The sequence below is a fragment of the Nonomuraea sp. NPDC004702 genome, assembly GCF_053601695.1.
The window spans coordinates 80,735-96,802 of the sequence record NZ_JBSGCE010000010.1 but is presented as its reverse complement, the minus strand read 5'-3'; the positions used below and the strand labels follow the sequence as shown (position 1 = coordinate 96,802).

Annotated in this window: 16 protein-coding genes; 5 read left to right on the top strand and 11 right to left on the bottom strand. The window is 74.0% G+C overall.

Features of this window, described 5'->3' with window-relative positions; genetic code table 11:
• The first annotated feature begins 109 nt into the window (after positions 1-109).
• Positions 110-271 (top strand): hypothetical protein, encoded by a 162-nt coding sequence (locus ACWEJ6_RS15570; RefSeq protein ID WP_352329725.1) that lies wholly within the window; start codon positions 110-112, stop codon positions 269-271.
• On the opposite strand, the gene ACWEJ6_RS15565 is transcribed toward ACWEJ6_RS15570, so the two are convergent.
• From ACWEJ6_RS15565 to ACWEJ6_RS15550, 4 genes are read right to left on the bottom strand one after another with little or no spacing between them, the layout of a single operon-like run.
• Entirely contained in the window at positions 254-889 is a 636-nt protein-coding gene (locus ACWEJ6_RS15565) for a VOC family protein (RefSeq protein WP_364338000.1), read from the bottom strand. The two genes, ACWEJ6_RS15570 and ACWEJ6_RS15565, sit on opposite strands and share 18 nt — an antisense overlap.
• The gene (locus ACWEJ6_RS15560; RefSeq protein ID WP_452424180.1) at positions 867-1,715 is read right to left on the bottom strand and encodes an alpha/beta fold hydrolase; all 849 of its coding nucleotides are present in this window, start codon (positions 1,713-1,715) and stop codon (positions 867-869) included. Before ACWEJ6_RS15560 ends, ACWEJ6_RS15565 begins: the two co-directional genes overlap by 23 nt.
• Entirely contained in the window at positions 1,712-2,629 is a 918-nt protein-coding gene (locus ACWEJ6_RS15555) for a Rieske 2Fe-2S domain-containing protein (RefSeq protein WP_452424178.1), read from the bottom strand. Before ACWEJ6_RS15555 ends, ACWEJ6_RS15560 begins: the two co-directional genes overlap by 4 nt.
• Positions 2,626-3,870, bottom strand: coding sequence for a flavin monoamine oxidase family protein (locus tag ACWEJ6_RS15550; protein ID WP_452424176.1), 1,245 nt, complete (start codon positions 3,868-3,870; stop codon positions 2,626-2,628). The genes ACWEJ6_RS15555 and ACWEJ6_RS15550 overlap by 4 nt, the downstream gene beginning before the upstream one ends.
• Before the next feature lie 51 nt (positions 3,871-3,921).
• Here ACWEJ6_RS15550 and ACWEJ6_RS15545 point away from each other — a divergent pair, with 51 nt between their 5' ends.
• Positions 3,922-5,112 carry a cytochrome P450 gene (locus tag ACWEJ6_RS15545; protein WP_397163946.1) on the top strand — a complete coding sequence of 397 codons (1,191 nt, stop codon included), beginning with the start codon at positions 3,922-3,924 and terminating at the stop codon, positions 5,110-5,112.
• 13 nt (positions 5,113-5,125) lie between these two features.
• Here the strand turns inward: ACWEJ6_RS15545 and ACWEJ6_RS15540 are convergent, their stop codons facing one another.
• From ACWEJ6_RS15540 to ACWEJ6_RS15530, 3 genes are read right to left on the bottom strand one after another with little or no spacing between them, the layout of a single operon-like run.
• On the bottom strand, positions 5,126-5,983 hold the full coding sequence (locus ACWEJ6_RS15540; RefSeq protein WP_358285390.1) for an ABC transporter permease: 858 nt from the start codon (positions 5,981-5,983) through the stop codon (positions 5,126-5,128).
• Positions 5,980-6,936, bottom strand: a complete 957-nt coding sequence (locus ACWEJ6_RS15535; RefSeq protein WP_452424174.1) for an ABC transporter ATP-binding protein — start codon at positions 6,934-6,936, stop codon at positions 5,980-5,982. The genes ACWEJ6_RS15540 and ACWEJ6_RS15535 overlap by 4 nt, the downstream gene beginning before the upstream one ends.
• Before the next feature lie 40 nt (positions 6,937-6,976).
• Entirely contained in the window at positions 6,977-7,348 is a 372-nt protein-coding gene (locus ACWEJ6_RS15530) for a hypothetical protein (RefSeq protein ID WP_358285393.1), read from the bottom strand.
• Between the two features lie 306 nt (positions 7,349-7,654).
• Here ACWEJ6_RS15530 and ACWEJ6_RS15525 point away from each other — a divergent pair, with 306 nt between their 5' ends.
• From ACWEJ6_RS15525 to ACWEJ6_RS15515, 3 genes are read left to right on the top strand one after another with little or no spacing between them, the layout of a single operon-like run.
• Positions 7,655-8,911 (top strand): cytochrome P450, encoded by a 1,257-nt coding sequence (locus ACWEJ6_RS15525; RefSeq protein ID WP_387664730.1) that lies wholly within the window; start codon positions 7,655-7,657, stop codon positions 8,909-8,911.
• 20 nt (positions 8,912-8,931) lie between these two features.
• Complete coding sequence (locus tag ACWEJ6_RS15520) at positions 8,932-9,780, top strand: class I SAM-dependent methyltransferase (RefSeq protein ID WP_452424171.1); 849 nt, start codon at positions 8,932-8,934, stop codon at positions 9,778-9,780.
• On the top strand, positions 9,777-9,962 hold the full coding sequence (locus ACWEJ6_RS15515; protein WP_189646391.1) for a hypothetical protein: 186 nt from the start codon (positions 9,777-9,779) through the stop codon (positions 9,960-9,962). Before ACWEJ6_RS15520 ends, ACWEJ6_RS15515 begins: the two co-directional genes overlap by 4 nt.
• 22 nt (positions 9,963-9,984) lie before the next feature.
• Here the strand turns inward: ACWEJ6_RS15515 and ACWEJ6_RS15510 are convergent, their stop codons facing one another.
• The 4 genes from ACWEJ6_RS15510 to ACWEJ6_RS15495 form a co-directional block, all read right to left on the bottom strand.
• On the bottom strand, positions 9,985-10,329 hold the full coding sequence (locus tag ACWEJ6_RS15510; protein WP_352356825.1) for a YciI family protein: 345 nt from the start codon (positions 10,327-10,329) through the stop codon (positions 9,985-9,987).
• Between the two features lie 69 nt (positions 10,330-10,398).
• A complete protein-coding gene (locus ACWEJ6_RS15505; RefSeq protein ID WP_387664736.1) occupies positions 10,399-10,725 on the bottom strand; it encodes a YciI family protein in 327 nt (108 codons plus the stop codon).
• Positions 10,726-10,744: 19 nt separating this feature from the next.
• Positions 10,745-13,672, bottom strand: a complete 2,928-nt coding sequence (locus ACWEJ6_RS15500; RefSeq protein ID WP_387664739.1) for an NHLP bacteriocin export ABC transporter permease/ATPase subunit — start codon at positions 13,670-13,672, stop codon at positions 10,745-10,747.
• A gap of 64 nt (positions 13,673-13,736) precedes the next feature.
• Entirely contained in the window at positions 13,737-16,055 is a 2,319-nt protein-coding gene (locus ACWEJ6_RS15495; RefSeq protein WP_452424167.1) for an NHLP family bacteriocin export ABC transporter peptidase/permease/ATPase subunit, read from the bottom strand.
• Positions 16,056-16,068: the final 13 nt, after the last annotated feature.

Below are 16,068 nucleotides of genomic sequence, written 5' to 3'. Positions count from 1 at the left end.
GGCCCAATACGTAGGCCGATACGTATATTCCGGCGTTATTCTGGACCGCCGGCCCGGCCTGTTCGATGATGCGTCTGAGTTCCGTTCCGTCTTTCTTCAAGGAGCGCGCATGGGATTGAACCTCCGGCTGGTCGTTCCCCTGGTCTACGCCGCCGCGGTGGTCGTGGCCTTCCTGATCGGCAAGACGGTCGGCTCGGTGGTCGTCATCGCCGGCGCCGTCCTCGTGGCCCTGTTCTTCGTGCTGTCCGGCCGGTCACGTCAGCGCGAATAGGGCCCCCCACGGGTCGCGCACGATCGTCGCCCGGGGATGCCCGGGGGCGGTCGTGGCGCCCAGCCGGGCCGCCGCCGCGGCGGTCGCGGCGCGGTCGGCGGTCGCGAAGAACGTCATCCACTGCGGCCGCGCCCCCGTCCCCTCGCGGACCTCGGGCGCGACGCCGAGCAGGTCCCGGTAGAACGCGGCCCCGGCCGACCACAGCTCGTGGGCGCACCACGTGCCCGGCTCGCCGGCCAGCACGATCCCGGCCGGCCGGTGCCCCTCCCAGAAGCCGACGGCCGCCCCCGCCGGGTCGGTCGCGAACAGCACGCGCCCGTCCTGGCCGGCCGCCATCGGGCCGAAGACGACGCCGCCGCCCAGCTCCTTCACCCGTACGGCCACGGCGTCCGCGTCCGGGGCCGCCAGGTAGGTGTTCCAGGAGGCGGGCAGGCCCGGCGGCACCCGGCCGAAACCGGCCACGACCTGGCCGCCCAGCTCGACGAAGGAGTAGCCGCCCTCCTCGCGGAAGGTCCAGCCGAACAGCTCCCCGTAGAAGGCACGCGCGCCGGCCGGGTCGAGCGCCCCGTAGTCCACCCAGCACGGCTCGCCCGGCTCATAGTGCTCGTGAATCGGCACGCCCGGCCTCCTCGTCCACATCGTTCACATCGTCGGCTTCGTGCGCGTCCAGGGCCGCCAGCCGCAGGTGCGCGGCGACGAGCGGCGCCACGACCTCGGGCCGCTCGATCAGGCACAGGTGCCCAGCGCCGGGGACGGTGACCGTGCGGCACCGGGGGACCGACTCGCGCAGCAGCGCCGCGCCGGCCCGGAACGTCGGCATGTCCTGGTCGCCCACGACGACCAGCGTGCGCGCCCGGATGCCGCGCAGGTCCTCCACCGTGTGGACGTGCCTGCTCAGCCCGTGCATCGCGCCGTCGCGCAGCTCCCGCCACGAGTGCCGGGCCACGATCGCCCGCAGCCTGGCCCGCAGCCCGGGATGGTCCTCGGTGCCGCGGAAGATGTCCGGCGGCGAGGACATCCACAGGTCGGCGAGCTGCTCGCCGTCCGCGCCCATCCGAGCCAGCCCGGCCAGCGCCCGGTAACGCTCGGCGGTGCCCGGCTCGGGAGGCGCGCCGGCGATGGTCGGGGAGCCGACGATCAGCCCGCGCACGTCACCGGGATGGTCGACGGTCAGCTGCAGCGCGATCATCGAGCCGATCGACTCGGCCACCACCAGCGTGGCCGACTCCGCCCTGGCCAGCCCGGCCAGCTCGGCCGCCAGGGCGGGCAGCGACGTGCCCGGCCGCAGCGGCCCGGACCGCCCGTGTCCCGGCAGGTCCACGCCGACGTGCCGCCAGCCGGGCAGCAGGTTCCACAGCGGCTCCCAGACCGAGGCGTCCATCGTGTAGCCGTGGATCCACAACACGGCCCGGCCCTCGCCGGTCGAGCGCACGTACAGGCTCATGAGGACGCTCCGGCGGGGACGGGGGCGAAGCCCTGGCAGAAGCGGCGGAAGGCGATGACCGGGGTGTCGCCGGCGTCCAGCCGCTGCGGGGCGCCGGTGTCCAGGTGGTCCCAGACGACGCGGTCCTGGTCGAAGGCGTAGCGGGCGCCGTGCACGAGCGCCGGCAGCGAGTCCCGCTGGTCCGGCCGCACGCCGATGGCCACCCGTCCCACGCAGCCCGTCCCGTCCGGCACCGCGCCGGTGACGATCGTGTACGGCGCCGACTCCGTGCCCAGCTCGGTCACCACGAGGTGCGGGCTGTAGGCGCGGGCCACGAACCGGGAGGCGAAGTCGAGCCGCCGCTCCCGCTCCCACGGCGGCGCCTTGGTCCGGAACTCGCCCTCGATGACCAGCTCGTCGTGCCCGCCCATGCTGACCCGCATGCCGCGCACCGAGGGCACCAGGTGGACGGTGCTGAAGTGCTGGGCGTCGAAGGCGTTCTCGACGACGTACTCCGCCGGGACCGTCACCGGCTGGTTCACCGCCGCCACGATCACCAGGTCCTCGGCCGCCTGCTTGATCGCCTGCTCGAAGCCGCGGTCGTCGCCGGGGTCGCCGGACAGCCGGGCGAACAGCGCCGCCCCGGCCCGCAGCGTCCGCAGCTCGCCCACCGACCAGCGGCGGCCGGACCCGCCCAGCGAGACGCGCTTGCCGTGGAAGGGGCAGATCACGCAGTCGCCGTCCAGTTTGCCGCCGTAGGCCAGATGGGCGCCCCGGTGGGGGCAGGTGGCCTCGAACACCCGGATCCGCTCGCCGTCGCGCACGGCCATCAGGCGCGCGCCGCCCAGCCGCAGCGGGGTGAGCCCCGGGCCGATCTCGTCGTCGAGGGCGAGCAGGAACCACCCGCCGTGGAGCTCCCCGTTTCCGGCCGTCATCTCTCCAGCGCCCCAATCACCTCTGTGGCCGCGCGCTCCCCGCTGGCCATCGCCATGTGCGCCATGGGCGGGCCGGACAGGCCGACGGTGGCCTCCCCGGCGAAGAAGACCGTCCCGCCCAGCGGTTCGGCCCAGGCCGGGGACGCCCACAACGTCCCCACGCCCGGGTAGGTGTACGCGCCGCCCGCCCACGGGTCGGCGCCCCAGTCGGACACCACCACCTCCGGGTTCAGCCCCCGCGTCCACGGCAGGGCGCGGGCCAGCAGCGCGGCCAGGCCGCCCGGCTCGGCCCACGCGCTCCGGGCCGCCGCCGCGGCCCGGCCCTTGGCCATCACCAGCACCTCGGGCCGTCCGGCGGTCGTGCTGACGAACCCCAGACGGCCGCCGGCGTCGAAGACCACGACGGACTCGGGGGCGGCCACGGGATAGGCGGCCAGCCCGCACCAGGCGTCGCCGGGCCGCAGCTCGTAGGCCGCCGCCTGTTTGCGAACCGGCAGGTCGTCCAGCACGAGCCGTCCCTCGGCGACCACCGGCGGCGGCACGGTCACCACGGCGGCGGCGGCGCTCTCCACGTGTCCCGCGGCGGTCAGCGCCCGCACCCGGCCCGGCGTCCAGGCCAGGCGGACGACCGCGTCGCCGAGCCGCACCCGCAGCCCCTCGGCCAGCCGCGCGGGCAGCCGGTCGAAGCCGCCCGGCAGCGCGAACTCGCCCCGCCCGGACCGGTCGGCCCGACGCAGTGCGGCCAGCGCGGGCGCGCTCAGCGCCTCCGGCTCGGCCGCCCAGTTCTGCCTGAACCACTCCGCCGCCGGTTCCAGGGCCTGCGGGCACCGCGCCGTCTCCTCCTTGAGCCACGTCGCGACCGGCACGTCCCAGGGGCTCGCCCCCGCCAGGCGGCGCAGCGGCTCCCGGGCCGCGCCGGACGTCAGCCGCTCCTCCAGCAGCGGCGGCGTGGGCCGCAGCGCGGTCAGCGGGCGCGGCCCGCCGGGCAGCAGCACCCGGGCCGCGCGCCGCGGCACCGGCACGGGCGCCTCCAGGCCGGGCAGCGCCGCGATCGGGTTGCGGTCGCCGTGGACGACCTGCGCGCCCAGCTCCAGCAGGGTCGGCCGGTGGGTGCGGATCCGGCCGCCCACCCGCTCCCTGGCCTCCAGCACCGTGACCGCCAGCCCGGCGGCGGTCAGCCGCGCGGCCGCCGCCAGCCCGCTCACCCCGGCGCCGATCACGACGACGTCAAGCTCTGCCACCGGCACATCCTCTGTAGTAGTTTGTCCTCGGCCTGATCACGAGGAGACGCCATGACGGCACCCCGCACGCTGCCCGGCCACCTGCCGCACCCGTTCTCTCCTCGCGGGCGGCTCGACCCGTATCCGGCGTACCGCTGGCTGCGCGAGCACGATCCCGTGCACTTCGACGTCACCTCGCGCATGTGGCTGCTGACCGCGCACGCCGACTGCGCGCTCGCGCTGCGCGACCCGCGCTTCTCGGCCGCGCTCGGGCAGCGGGAGCGGGTCAGGGACGACGAGCTGCCGCCGTCGATGCTGACCACCGATCCCCCCGAGCACCAGCGCCTGCGCTCGCCCGGCGCGCTGCTGATGGGCCCGGCCGCGATCCGCGGCATCGCCGGCGACATCGAGGCCGGCATCGGCGCGGTGCTCGACGGGCTGGCCGGCCGGGAGGAGATCGAGGCCACCGCCGACCTCGGCGAGCCGCTGGCCACCGGCGTGCTGGCCAGGCTGTTCGGCCTGCCGGCCGCCGACGTGCCGGCCTTCGCCGGGCTGGCCGCCCGCGTGTCGGTCAACCTCGACCCGCTGGCCGGGCCGCAGGCCGCCGCGGCCGGGCGGGCCGCGATGGGCGAGCTGACCCGCTTCCTCGGCGAGCGCGCCGACGCCGCCGCCGAGGCCGCCGGGAACGGACCGGGCGGCTCGCCGTTCGGGCGGCTGGCCGCCGACGACCGGCTGACCAGGGCCGAGATGCTCGGCATCGCCGCGCTCACGGTCGTCGGCGGATGGAAGCCGCTGGCCGAGATGGTGGGCAACGCCCTCCACTGGCTGCTGCCGCGCGAAGAGGCCGCCGGCCTGATCAGGGACGGCGGCCCGCAGGTGGCCGAGCAGGCCGTCGACGAGCTGCTGCGGCTGGAGTCGCCGATCCCGTTCACCGCCCGGGTGACCACCGAGGCGGTCCCGCTGGACGGCGGCCTGATCCCGGCGGGGGCGAGGGTGCTGGCCCTGGTCGGGGCGGCCAACCGCGATCCGGCGGTGTTCGACCGGCCCGACGAGCTGCTGGTCACCCGGTCGCCCAACCCCCATCTGGCCTTCGGCGCGGGCACCCATCTCTGCCTGGGCGCGCCGCTGGTCAGGCAGGCCGGCGGGCTGCTGCTGAGCGGGCTGCTGGAGCGGTATCCCGGGCTGCGCCGCACGGGGAAGCCGCCCGCCTGGGCGCCGGGCCTGGTGCCCAGGAGGCTGACCGGCTTCACCCTCGCCATCTGAGCCCCTTCCCCGGTCAGCGGACGTTGGCGCCGCGCCAGCGGAAGGTCAGCAGGCTCAGCAGCAGCGCCGCCAGGCACCAGCCGCCCAGCACCGCGGCGGTCCTGCCCAGCTCCCACGCGCCGGCGGGCTCCACCACCGCGAAGTCGGCCGGCAGGAACACCGAGCGCAGGCCCTGCGTCATCCACTTCAGCGGGAAGAACGCCGCCAGGCTCTGCATCCACGCCGGCAGCTCGCTGTAGGGGAAGAACACCCCGGAGATGAACTGCAGCACCAGGAACGGCAGCGTGACGATCGCCGCGGCCGAGCGGGCGTTGGGGATGATCGCGCTGAAGGCCACCGCCAGCAGCGAGCAGGACGTCGCCCCGAGCAGCAGCACCCAGGCGAAGGTCAGCCAGTGTCCGGCGTCCGGCGGCAGCGGCAGGCGGAACAGCGCGACGCCGACGCCCAGCAGGATCGCCGCCTCCAGCACCCCGGTCACCACCACCCGGACGATCTTGCCGACGAAGTACGCCGTCTTGGGCATCGGCGAGGAGGCCAGGCGGCGGATCATGCCGTTGTCCCGCTCGATCGCGATGTTGATGGCCAGGCCGTTGAAGCTGACGCTCATGATGCCGCAGGCGATGATCCCGGCCACGAACATCTGCTTGAAGTCGGTGTGCGTGCCGGGGACCGTGCCGGAGAAGATCGAGCCGAGCACCAGCAGCAGCACGATCGGCAGCAGCAGCGTGAAGAACAACGACTGCCGGTTGCGGAAGAACGACTTCAGCTCCACCGACGAACGGGCCGCCGACGCCCGCCACAGCCCCGACCCGCCGCCCGACGCGCGCACGGGACGGCCCTGCTCGGCCACGATCGCGTTCGAGCTGGTCATGCCTGGGCCCCCTGGTTCTCGCGGATCAGCTTGAGGTAGACGTCCTCCAGCGTGGGCCGGTGGACGCGCAGGTCGGGCAGCTCGTCGGCGCCCGCGCGGGCGGCCCAGGGCAGCAGCGCGGCCAGGGCCCGCGTGGGCGTGTGGGTGAGCAGCGTGAGCGTGCCGCCGGGCACGCCGGGCGTGCAGGACGGGTCGAGCGCGGTGCCCGCGGGCAGGTCCGGCAGGTCGGCCGCGCTCAGCTCGGGGGTGAGGGTGAAGCTGACAGCGGCGGGCGTGTCGCGCCGTCCGCCCAGCTCGCTCACCGGCCCGGTCTCGACGATCCGGCCGGCCACGATCACGGCCGCGCGCTGCGCCAGCGCCTCCACCTCGTCAAGGTAGTGGGTGGTCAGCACGGTCGTCTTGCCCTGGTCGGCGAAGAAGCGGACCAGGGCCCACGCCTCCATCCGGGCCTCCGGGTCCAGCCCGGTGGTCGGCTCGTCGAGGAAGATCAGGTCGGGGTCGCCGACGACGCCGACGGCCACGTCCAGGCGGCGCAGCTGGCCGCCCGAGAGCGTCTGGGCCTGCTTGCGCTCCTTGGCGCCGAGGCCCACCATGTCGATCACCTGCGCCGCGGGCAGCGGCGCGGGGTAGAAGGCGGCGAAGTGCTCGACGACCTCGCGGACGGTCAGGTCCGCGTAGGCGCCCGTCGTCTGCGGCACGATGCCGAGCCGCGCCCGCCACTGCGGGGCGTCCTCGGCCGGGTCACGGCCGAGGACTCGCACGTCGCCGCCCGAACGCCTGCGCACGCCTTCGAGGATCTCGACCGTGGTCGTCTTGCCCGCGCCGTTGGGCCCGAGTAAGGCGAACACCTCTCCGGGACGAACGTCCAGGTCCACACCCTGCAGGATGAGAGCGGGACCGTACTGCTTGCGCAGCCCCCGTACGTGGATGGGGTTCGCCTGGTCGTCGGACATGATCTCCTCTACCTCCTCTTGGCGTGCGTGGCTCCCGGCGTCAGGTGCAGCAGCAGCAGGGGCAGCAGCAGCAGTTGACGTCGCCGGCCGCGATCGAGTCGAGGTCGCCCTCGCTCAGCTCGGCCATGTCGATCTGCGGCGTCTCGGGGATGTGGAACTCGAACGTCCCCGTCTCCAGCCCGCGCTCCCACAGCGAGACCTGCACGTCGAGGTTCGTGTCGTGGTGGCCGTCGGGAACATTGCGCACGAGGTTGATCTGGGCGCCCGCGGGAACCTCGAGGCCGGCCTCGGCCAGCGCCTCACGGGGGTTGCTGTCCAGCTTCGCCGAGAATTCCTCGCTCGACCACGCGGTGATCAGGACTCGCGTGTAGGCGTTGACGAATTCGGTCCGCTCTCTGGGGTTCAGGGCCATTGCGTCCTCCTGGAACTTTTCCCCTTCGGCGCGGTGCGCCGTCTCGGAACGGAGTCTTACACAGCCGAATTCGCAGTGCCTAGACTTAATTTCCGGGGCCCTGGATTAAGTATTGAGAGCCCTCTGCTTAAAAGGTACTCTGCAAATACGCCGACCGGAACAATACGAAGCGATATACGTATTCGATGGCCGGAAATGCGTATCGAGAATATTCGTCTGCGTAAGCCATCGGGAGAACCCATGTCCGGGACGTACGTATCCCCCCGGGTGCCGCCGGGACCCGCCGGAACCCAGAGCCTGAGGGCCATGCGCGACGCTCCGCTGGAGTTCGTCACCGCCATGGCGGCCCTCGGCGACGTCACCCGCCACGACGCCGACGGCGAGCCGGTCTACATGCTCAACCGCCCCGACCTGGCCAGGCACGTGCTGAAGGAGAACGGCGCCGCCTACACCAAGGAACGCACGCCGGACGACGACATGCTCCGCCCCCTGCTCGGCAACGGCCTGCTGACCAGCGACGGCGCCGAGTGGGCGGCCCAGCGCAGAATGTGCGCGCCCGCGTTCAGGCCCGCCGAGGTGGGCCGGTTCGACCGGGTCATCGTGGAGGCGGCCGAGAACCTGGTGGCGCACTGGGCCGGCGGCCGGCCCGTACGCGTCGACCACGACCTGACCTCGCTCACCCTCACCGTGATCGTGAAGGCCATGCTGGGCACCGACATCGGCGTCGCGGGCGAGGGCTTCGGCCGCGCCGTGGACGCGGTCAACCGCTTCATCGGCCACTACGTGCCCAGCGACGACCCCGACCCGGCCGACACGGCCGCCCGGCACGCCGGCTTCCTGCGCGCGCGGGCCTTCCTCGACCGGGTCACCAGGCTCATCATCGCCGCCCGCCGGGCCGGCGGCGCGGGCGACGACCTGCTCGGCGCGATGCTGGCCGAGGGGCACGCGATGTCCGACGCCGACCTGCGCGACCAGGTGCTGACCATCGTGATGGCCGGGCACGAGACCACCGCCAAGTCGCTGACCTGGACGCTCTACCTGCTGGACCGCAACCCGGCGGCGGCCGAGGCGGTGCACGCCGAGATCGACGAGGTGCTGGCCGGCCGCTCGCCCACGGCCGCCGACCTGCCCAGGCTGCGGCGCTGCCGGCAGGCCGTCCAGGAGGCCATGCGGCTCTACCCGCCGGTCTGGCTGATCTCGCGCCGCGGGACGGCCGACGACGTGCTGGACGGCTACGACGTGCCGGCCGGGTCGCTGGTGTGCGTCAGCCCGTGGGTGCTGCACCGGGATCCGAGGTACTGGGAGCAGCCGGATGCGTACCGGCCGGAGAGGTTCGACCCCGACCGGGCCGCCCGGCTGCTCAGCCACCAGTACCTGCCCTTCGGCGGCGGCCCGCGCATCTGCGTCGGACGGCACTTCGCGCTGGTCGAGGCCACGCTCGTGCTCGCGGTGATCCTGCGCGGGCTGCGCATGGAGCTGGTGCCGGGCTTCCCCGTCGAGCCCGAGGCGCTGGTCACGCTGCGGCCCCGGCACGGCCTGATGATGACCCCGAGGCCCCGGTGAGCGCCCCGGTGAGCGCCCGGGTGAGTGCTCAGGCCGCGACCGGCTCCTACGACGCCGCCAACACCACCTGGGGAGGCGTGGCGGGCGAGCTGGCCCGGCTGGAGGCCCAGGCGGCGCTCTCCTTCGAGGAGGAGCTGCGCATCATGCGCGACCTCGGCCTGACCGGCCAGGGCCCGCTGCTGGAGCTCGGCGCCGGGTCCGGCGCGGTCACCCGCAGGCTGCGCGCCGCCGAGCCGGGGCTGCCGGTCATCGCGCTCGACGTGGACGCCGCCCTGCTGCGCAACGCGGGCGGCTGCGGCGCGCCGCTGGTCACCGCCGACGGCGCCCGGCTGCCGTTGCGTACCGGCAGCGTGGGCGGCGTACTGCTGCGGTACGTACTGCAGCACGTGGGCGATCCGGCGCCGATGCTGGCCGAGGCGCTGCGCGTGCTGCGTCCCGGCGGCCGGATCGTGGTCGTCGAGGTGGACAGCATGTTGTGGGGGCTGGCCGACCCGATGTACCCGGAGCTGGCCTCCGTGCACGCCACCATGGCGCAGGCCCAGCGCGGCGCCGGAGGCGACCGGCAGATCGGCAGGAAGCTCACCCGGCTGCTGCGCCGCGGCGGGTTCGCCGACGTGGTGCTGCGCCCGTTCGCCACCACCAACGACACCCACCCCACCGCGGCCTTCGCCCCGCACCTGGGGCCCGAACGCCTGGCGCCGCTCGTCGCCTCGGGCGCGCTGCCGGTGGCGGGGCTGGCCCTGGCCGCCGACCGCTGGCGGCGTTTCCTGGCCGACCCGGACGCCTGGGTCATGCTGCTCGGCTTCGTCGTCGCCGGGACCGCACCGTACGGACCGGCTCAGCACCCATCGGAAGGAAGCACGTCATGAGTCCGTTCTGGAAGATCTTCATCGCGATCTTCAGCTACATCAGCGCGATCGTGGGCCTCGGGCTGGCCGTCGTGAACGCCAGCGAGAAGCCGCCCGCGACCTCGCTGGCCATCGTGTACGGCGCCGCCGGCCTGCTGTTCCTGGCCGTGGGCGTGCTGCTCAGCCGCAGAGCCCGCTACTGAGGGCGGCCCGGGGCCCGGCCCTTCAGGAGGCCGGGTCGCAGGGGCGCACCTCGACGATGTCGCCGGGCGCGTAGGGCATCTTGCGCGCCCACGACTCGGCCTCCTCGGCCGACTGGACCTCGATGACCCAGATGCCGCCGATCTGCTCCCGCCCGACCGCGTACGGCCCGTCGACGGCGGGCCCGTCGGGCCTGACCAGCTTGCCCTCCCTGGACCTGGTCAGCCCCGCGCCGTACTTGACCTTGACCCCCGCCATCGCCATCGCCCGGCCGAACTGGCGGTGCGCCTCGGCCATCCGCTCCCGCTCGCTCTCGCTGAAGGCGTCCCAGAGCATCTCGTCGCCGTGGATCAGCAGCACGAAGTCCATGAGTCGTCTACCTCCCTGTGGGTTCTGCCCCAAAGGCGTGGTGGGGCGCGGGCAGAGCCCCGGTTGGCACTATCGTGACATCCTTCCACGGTCGCAGCGCCGTAACTCGACCCGGTCGCCCGGCCCGGCCGGCAGGCGCCCGGCCCACTCCAGCGCCGCCTCCTCCGACGGCAGGTCGAGGATCCACATGCCGCCCAGCTCGGGACGGCCGTCCTCGCGCGGCTCCCCCTTCGCCGCGTCCGGGCGGGCCAGCCGCGCGCCGAACAGCACCGTGACGCCGGCCTCCCGCAGCTCCCGCCCGAAGTCGAGGTAGGCGCCGAACAGCGCGGCGCGGTCCTGTCCGGACAGCTCGGCCCAGGCCCGTTCCGGCCCGTGGATCAGCAACGCGAACTCCATGACGGCTCCTCCCGTGCGCTCACATCTGCCGCCGCGCCAGCCGCGCGAACAGCCCCTGCTCCTCGGCGAGCAGCTCGTCGTAGGTGCCCTGCTGGACGATGCGCCCGCCGTCGAGCACCAGGATCTTGTCGGCGTCCCGGACGGTGGACAGCCGGTGGGCGATGACCACGCGCGTGGCGTTGAGCCGCCGGGTGCTCTCGGCGATGACGTTCTGGGCGGGGTTGTCCAGGGCGCTGGTCGCCTCGTCGAAGAAGACGATGCGGGGCCGGGAGACCAGCGCCCTGGCGATCATGATGCGCTGCCGCTGGCCGCCGGAGAGCGTGTTCGTGCCCTCCGACAGGACGGTGTGCATGCCCATCGGCATGGCCGTGATGTCGTCGGCGATGCCGGCCATCGCCGCCGCCTCCCAGGCGTCGTCGATGGTGTGGTTCGTGCTGCCGACGATGTTCTGCCTGATGTCGCCGGCCAGCAGCGCGCCGTTCTGCAGCACCACGCCGCACTGCCGGCGCACCGCGCCGAGGTCCAGTTCGCCCAGGTCCTGGCCGTCGTACAGGACCGAGCCGACGTCGGGCTGCTCGAAGCCGAGCAGCAGGCGCAGGATCGTGGACTTCCCGCTGCCGGTCGGGCCCACGATCGCGACGAACTCGCCGGGCTCGATCGACAGGTCGATGTCGGTGAGCACCGCGGGGCCGTCCGCGCCGTAGCGGAAGGACACCCGCGACAGGCTGACGCGGCCCGACAGGTCGCCGGGGTCGGCCTTGCCCGCGTGGTCCTCCGGCTCGGCCTCCAGCACCGGCGCCAGCTTCTCCAGCATCGGCACGACGCCCATGGCCGTGATGGCCGCCCCGGTGAACTGCAACACCGAGGCGATGAGCAGGCTGAACGCGGCGAAGAAGGCCAGGAACGCGCTGATCGGGAGCTGCCCGCGCAGCGGCCCGGCGGCCACGGCGAAGATCACGACCGAGCAGACCAGCGGGAACCCGGCGTTGAAGGTGGTCACCACGTTCTGCAGCCGCCGGGCCGCGGCCGAGGTGGTCCTGGTGGCCATGAAGTCGCGCGTCCACACGCCGAACGCCTGGTCCTCCGCGGCCGCCACGCGCAGCTTGGGCACCGCCGACAGCAGCTGGAACACCCGCGAGGACAGCCGCTGCTCCTGCTCGTACAGGCGGCGTTGCAGGCGCACCTCGAAGAAGCCGGCGACCGCGCACACCAGCACGCCGGCCAGCACCAGCAGGGTCGCCAGCAGCGCCAGGCCGACGTCGTAGAAGTACACCAGCGCCAGGTTGGCCAGCCCGCCGAACAGCCCGAGCGTCGCCGTCGTCATCACGCCCGACAGCGTCTCCTGCGCCGCGCTCACGCCCAGCACGGTCGTGCCCAGCTCGCCGGTGGAGTACCGGCCGAAGAACGTGACGGGCAGCGACAGCAGCCGGGTCCACGCGCCCGCCTGCACCCGGGCCGACGAACGGCCCTCGATGCGCAGGGCCGCGACGTTCTGCACGATCGACAGCGCCCCCGCCACCAGCGCGCCGCCGATCACCAGCGCCGCGCCCTGCACGATGAGGTCGCGCTCGGCCCGCTGCACGAACGTCCCCAGCACCAGCCCGGTCATCGCGGGCACCAGCAGGCCGATGACCGCCACCAGCGTGCCCAGGGAGGCCAGCACCCACAGGTCGCGGCCGTTGCGGGCCAGGCCGAAGCGCAGCAGCCCGGCCACGGTCCGCACCTCGCGCGGCAGCGGCTGGTACAGCACCTCGGCCTTGCCGCTCAGCGTGGCGGCCACCGCCTTGGTGATCGGCGTGACCCGGCTGTGGCCCGGCTGGGCCACCACGTACCGCGAGCCGATCGGCAGCAGGGCCACCGGCGTCCCGTCGTCGGACCGGTAGCCCACCATGGGCCCGATGTCGTGTTTCCACCAGCCGTCGTCCAGCCGGACCGAGCGCGTGCGCACCCCGGAGGCCAGCGCGACGGCCTGCAGCGGATCGGACCCCCGGGCCTGGCCGGGCGGCGGCGCGGTCACGGTGAACCCGCCGTGCGAGGCCACCAGCCTGGCCGCGGCCAGCGCCGGCGGGTCGGCGGTGACGTCGGCCAGGCGCACCTTGGCCTCGGTGTCGCGGACCAGCGTGTCGAAGCCGCGGCGGGCCGCCCGGGTCGTGCCGGCCTCGCGCTCCTTGCGCCGCCGCAACGCCTCCAGCTCCTGGGCCCGCCGCCGCTCGACCCGGCGGTCCACGGTGTAGAGGAAACGGATGGCGTGCTCGACCCAGCGGGCCCAGATCGTCTCGTCGGCCAGCAACTGCCAGGTCGAACGGGCGCGCAGCCGGGCGGGCGCGTCGGCGACCAGCCAGTCCCGCTCGGTCACCGCCAGCTCGGCGCCCGCGGTCAGCACGCCGGCCACCCCGTCGGGCATCTCGACCGCGCCCGCCTCGACGGTCATCCACCGCACGCCGTCCACCGACCGGGCGGCGCGCCCGGCGGGCAGCTCGGTCACCGCGTCGGGCAGCAGCGGGACGAACTCGCGCGGCGGCAGCGCGTCGCGCAGGGCGGTGGCCAGCGCGATCATCCCCGCCTCCAGCCCGCGGACGAACTGCCGGACGGCCAGCCCGTACTCGGCGGTGGACATCGTCGCCGACCGGTTGGTGCCCGACAGCTCGCCCAGCCTGGCCAGCGGCAGACGCGACACGCGGGTGCCGAGCACCGGACGGCCCACGATGCCGTGCCTGGGCCCCTTGGGCGAGCCCGGCAGCAGCGTGCCCTGCCGCACCCGGCACAGGTAGTGCCACCGGCCGACCGGACGGCCGCCCTCCAGCCGCACCGCGAACAGGTCGACCGCGCCCTCCTCCACCAGCAGCACCTCGCGCACGCCCGACACCACGAACAGGTTCTCCGCCGAGTAGTCCACCGGCGTGGCGGCGTCGGTGAAGAACGGGGAGAAACCGGCCACCTTCAGCACTGCGTCATCCTCCGTGTCGTCCGCCGGGTCGTCCGTCGTGTCGTCTGCCGTGTCGTCTGCCGGGTCATCCGCCGTCGCCGTTCTTGCGCGAGCTCCTGAGCAGCTCGGCGTAGTGGCCGTCGAGCGCCAGCAGCTCGGCGTGCCGGCCGCGTTCGACCACCTCGCCGCGGTCGAGCACGATGATCTCGTCGGCGTCGCGCACGGTGGACAGCCGGTGCGCGATGATCAGACAGCCGCAGCCGCGCCGGCGCAGGTTGTCGGCGATGGTCCGCTCGGTCTCCGGGTCCAGGGCGCTGGTCGCCTCGTCCAGGATCAGCAGCGTGGGCTGGATCGACAGGGCACGCGCCAGCTCCAGCCGCTGCCGCTGGCCGCCGCTGAGGTTCCTGCCGCCCTCCAGCACCCGGCTGTTGAGGCCGCCGGGCCGGGCCGCGATCAGGTCGAACAGCGCCGCGTCGCGCAGCGCCGAGACCGCCACCTCGTCCGGCACGTCGTCGCTCCACAACGTCAGGTTGTCCCGCACGGTGCCCTCGAACAGGGTGATGTCCTGGTCCACGTAGGCGACGGAGGAGGCCACGACGGCCCGCGGCAGGTCGTCGCGCGGCCGGTCGTCCAGCAGCACCTGGCCGGAGGTCGGCGCGTACAGGCCGGCGGCCAGCTTGCCGGCGGTGGACTTGCCGCTGCCGGAGTTGCCGACGATCGCCACCCGGCGGCCCGGCACCACGGTGAACGAGAGGTTCCTGATGACGGGAGCGGCGAGCGCGTTGTAGCCGAAGGTCACGTCGGCGAACTCCAGCCGCCCGTCCAGGCGCCCGCCGGGGTCGGCCTGCTCCCTGCCGGCGGCGGCCCGCTCGAGCGTCCTGGCCATCGGGTACTTCTCGACGTCGTACAGGCGGCAGATGTCGGCCGAGATGTCCTGCAGCTGGCCGCCCAGGTTGGTGAGCTGGGTGACGGGCCTGGACAGGGCGTTGAGCAGCGTCTGGAACGCCACCAGCATGCCGACGCTGATCACCCCGTCCACCACCCGCAGCCCGCCGATCAGCAGGATCAGCCCGCTGTTGATCCCGGCCAGCAGCGGCGGCACGACGGTCAGCGTCGCCGTGGCCACGCCCAGCCGCTGCTTGGCGGTGACCGCCTTGGCCAGGAACCCGGCCCAGCGCTGGAACGCCGTCGGCTCGGCCCCCGTCGCCTTGACCGTCTCCACGAGCTGCAGCGTGTTGAACGTGGTGGAGGTCAGGTTCCCCAGGTCGGCCCGCAGCGCCGCCACCGCGTCCGTCCGCGCCCGCGACACCTGGCGCAGCACCAGGATGTTCAGCAGCGCCATCGACACCCCGACCAGCCCGAGCAGCACGTCGTAGCGGATGAGCACGGCCGCGTAGAACAGCACCAGGACGAGGTTCACCAGCGTGACGGCCAGGTCCCGGGAGAGGATCTCGGCCACGCCGTCGTTGGCCTGCACCCGCTTGGCCACCTCGGCCGGACGGCGCTGGAGGAAGAACTCCACCGGCAGCCGCAGCAGATGGCGGAAGAACCGGGCCGAGCTGACCAGGCCGAGCCGGATCTCCAGCCGCAGCAGGTAGTGCCGCTGCACCGAGGTCAGCACGAACACCACGACCGCGGTGACCCCCATCGCGAACAGCAGCGGCACCAGGTAGCCCGGGTCGCGCCCGGTCAGGATCCGGTCGATGAACACCCGGCTGAACGCCGGCCCGATGATGCCCGGCACGACCAGCAGCAGGCTGGCCAGCAGCACCAGCGGGAGCGCGCGGCCCGACGGCATCCGCCGCGCCAGCAGGGCCTGCCCGACCCGGGTGGGCCGGCCGCCCGGCCGGAAGTCCGGCCCCGGCTCGAACGTCAGGACCACGCCGGTGAAGCCGGAGTCGAAGTCGTCCCAGTCGATCATCCGGGGGCCGCCCGCCGGGTCGTTGACCGCGACGGCCTTCCTGCCGAACCGGCTGCGCACCCCCTCCAGGACCATGAAGTGCTGGAACGCCCAGAACACGATGGCCGGCTCGGTCAGCGAGCGCAGGTCCTCGGCCTCCATCTGGAAGCCCCTGGCGATCAGCCCGTAGCGGCGGGCGGCGGCCACCACGCTGGAGGCCTTGGCGCCGTCGCGGGAGACGCCGCAGGCCGAGCGGAGCTCCTCCAGCGGCACGAACTTGCCGTGGTAGCCGAGGATCATCGCCAGCGAGGCGGCCCCGCACTCCACGGCCTCCATCTGGATCACCGTCGGCGTGCGCCTCCGCCACCTCCACCGCCGCCGTACGGGAGCGGCCGGGGGAGCGGGCGCGGCGGGCTTCCCGGGGGCCTGGTCCGCATGCCCCTGCTCGGGGACGCCGGTGGTGGTCACACGTCCCTCCCGGGGGCGCTGGTCGTGGTCACGCATCCCTCCTTCGGCC

Coding starts and splice junctions, on each gene's coding strand:
- ACWEJ6_RS15570 (WP_352329725.1), top strand. CDS start 110: ATGGGATTGAACCTCCGGCTGGTCGTTCCCCTGGTCTACGCCGCCGCG.
- ACWEJ6_RS15560 (WP_452424180.1), bottom strand. CDS start 1,715: ATGAGCCTGTACGTGCGCTCGACCGGCGAGGGCCGGGCCGTGTTGTGG.
- ACWEJ6_RS15555 (WP_452424178.1), bottom strand. CDS start 2,629: ATGACGGCCGGAAACGGGGAGCTCCACGGCGGGTGGTTCCTGCTCGCC.
- ACWEJ6_RS15545 (WP_397163946.1), top strand. CDS start 3,922: ATGACGGCACCCCGCACGCTGCCCGGCCACCTGCCGCACCCGTTCTCT.
- ACWEJ6_RS15540 (WP_358285390.1), bottom strand. CDS start 5,983: ATGACCAGCTCGAACGCGATCGTGGCCGAGCAGGGCCGTCCCGTGCGC.
- ACWEJ6_RS15535 (WP_452424174.1), bottom strand. CDS start 6,936: ATGTCCGACGACCAGGCGAACCCCATCCACGTACGGGGGCTGCGCAAG.
- ACWEJ6_RS15530 (WP_358285393.1), bottom strand. CDS start 7,348: ATGGCCCTGAACCCCAGAGAGCGGACCGAATTCGTCAACGCCTACACG.
- ACWEJ6_RS15525 (WP_387664730.1), top strand. CDS start 7,655: ATGCGCGACGCTCCGCTGGAGTTCGTCACCGCCATGGCGGCCCTCGGC.
- ACWEJ6_RS15515 (WP_189646391.1), top strand. CDS start 9,777: ATGAGTCCGTTCTGGAAGATCTTCATCGCGATCTTCAGCTACATCAGC.
- ACWEJ6_RS15510 (WP_352356825.1), bottom strand. CDS start 10,329: ATGGACTTCGTGCTGCTGATCCACGGCGACGAGATGCTCTGGGACGCC.
- ACWEJ6_RS15505 (WP_387664736.1), bottom strand. CDS start 10,725: ATGGAGTTCGCGTTGCTGATCCACGGGCCGGAACGGGCCTGGGCCGAG.
- ACWEJ6_RS15495 (WP_452424167.1), bottom strand. CDS start 16,055: ATGCGTGACCACGACCAGCGCCCCCGGGAGGGACGTGTGACCACCACC.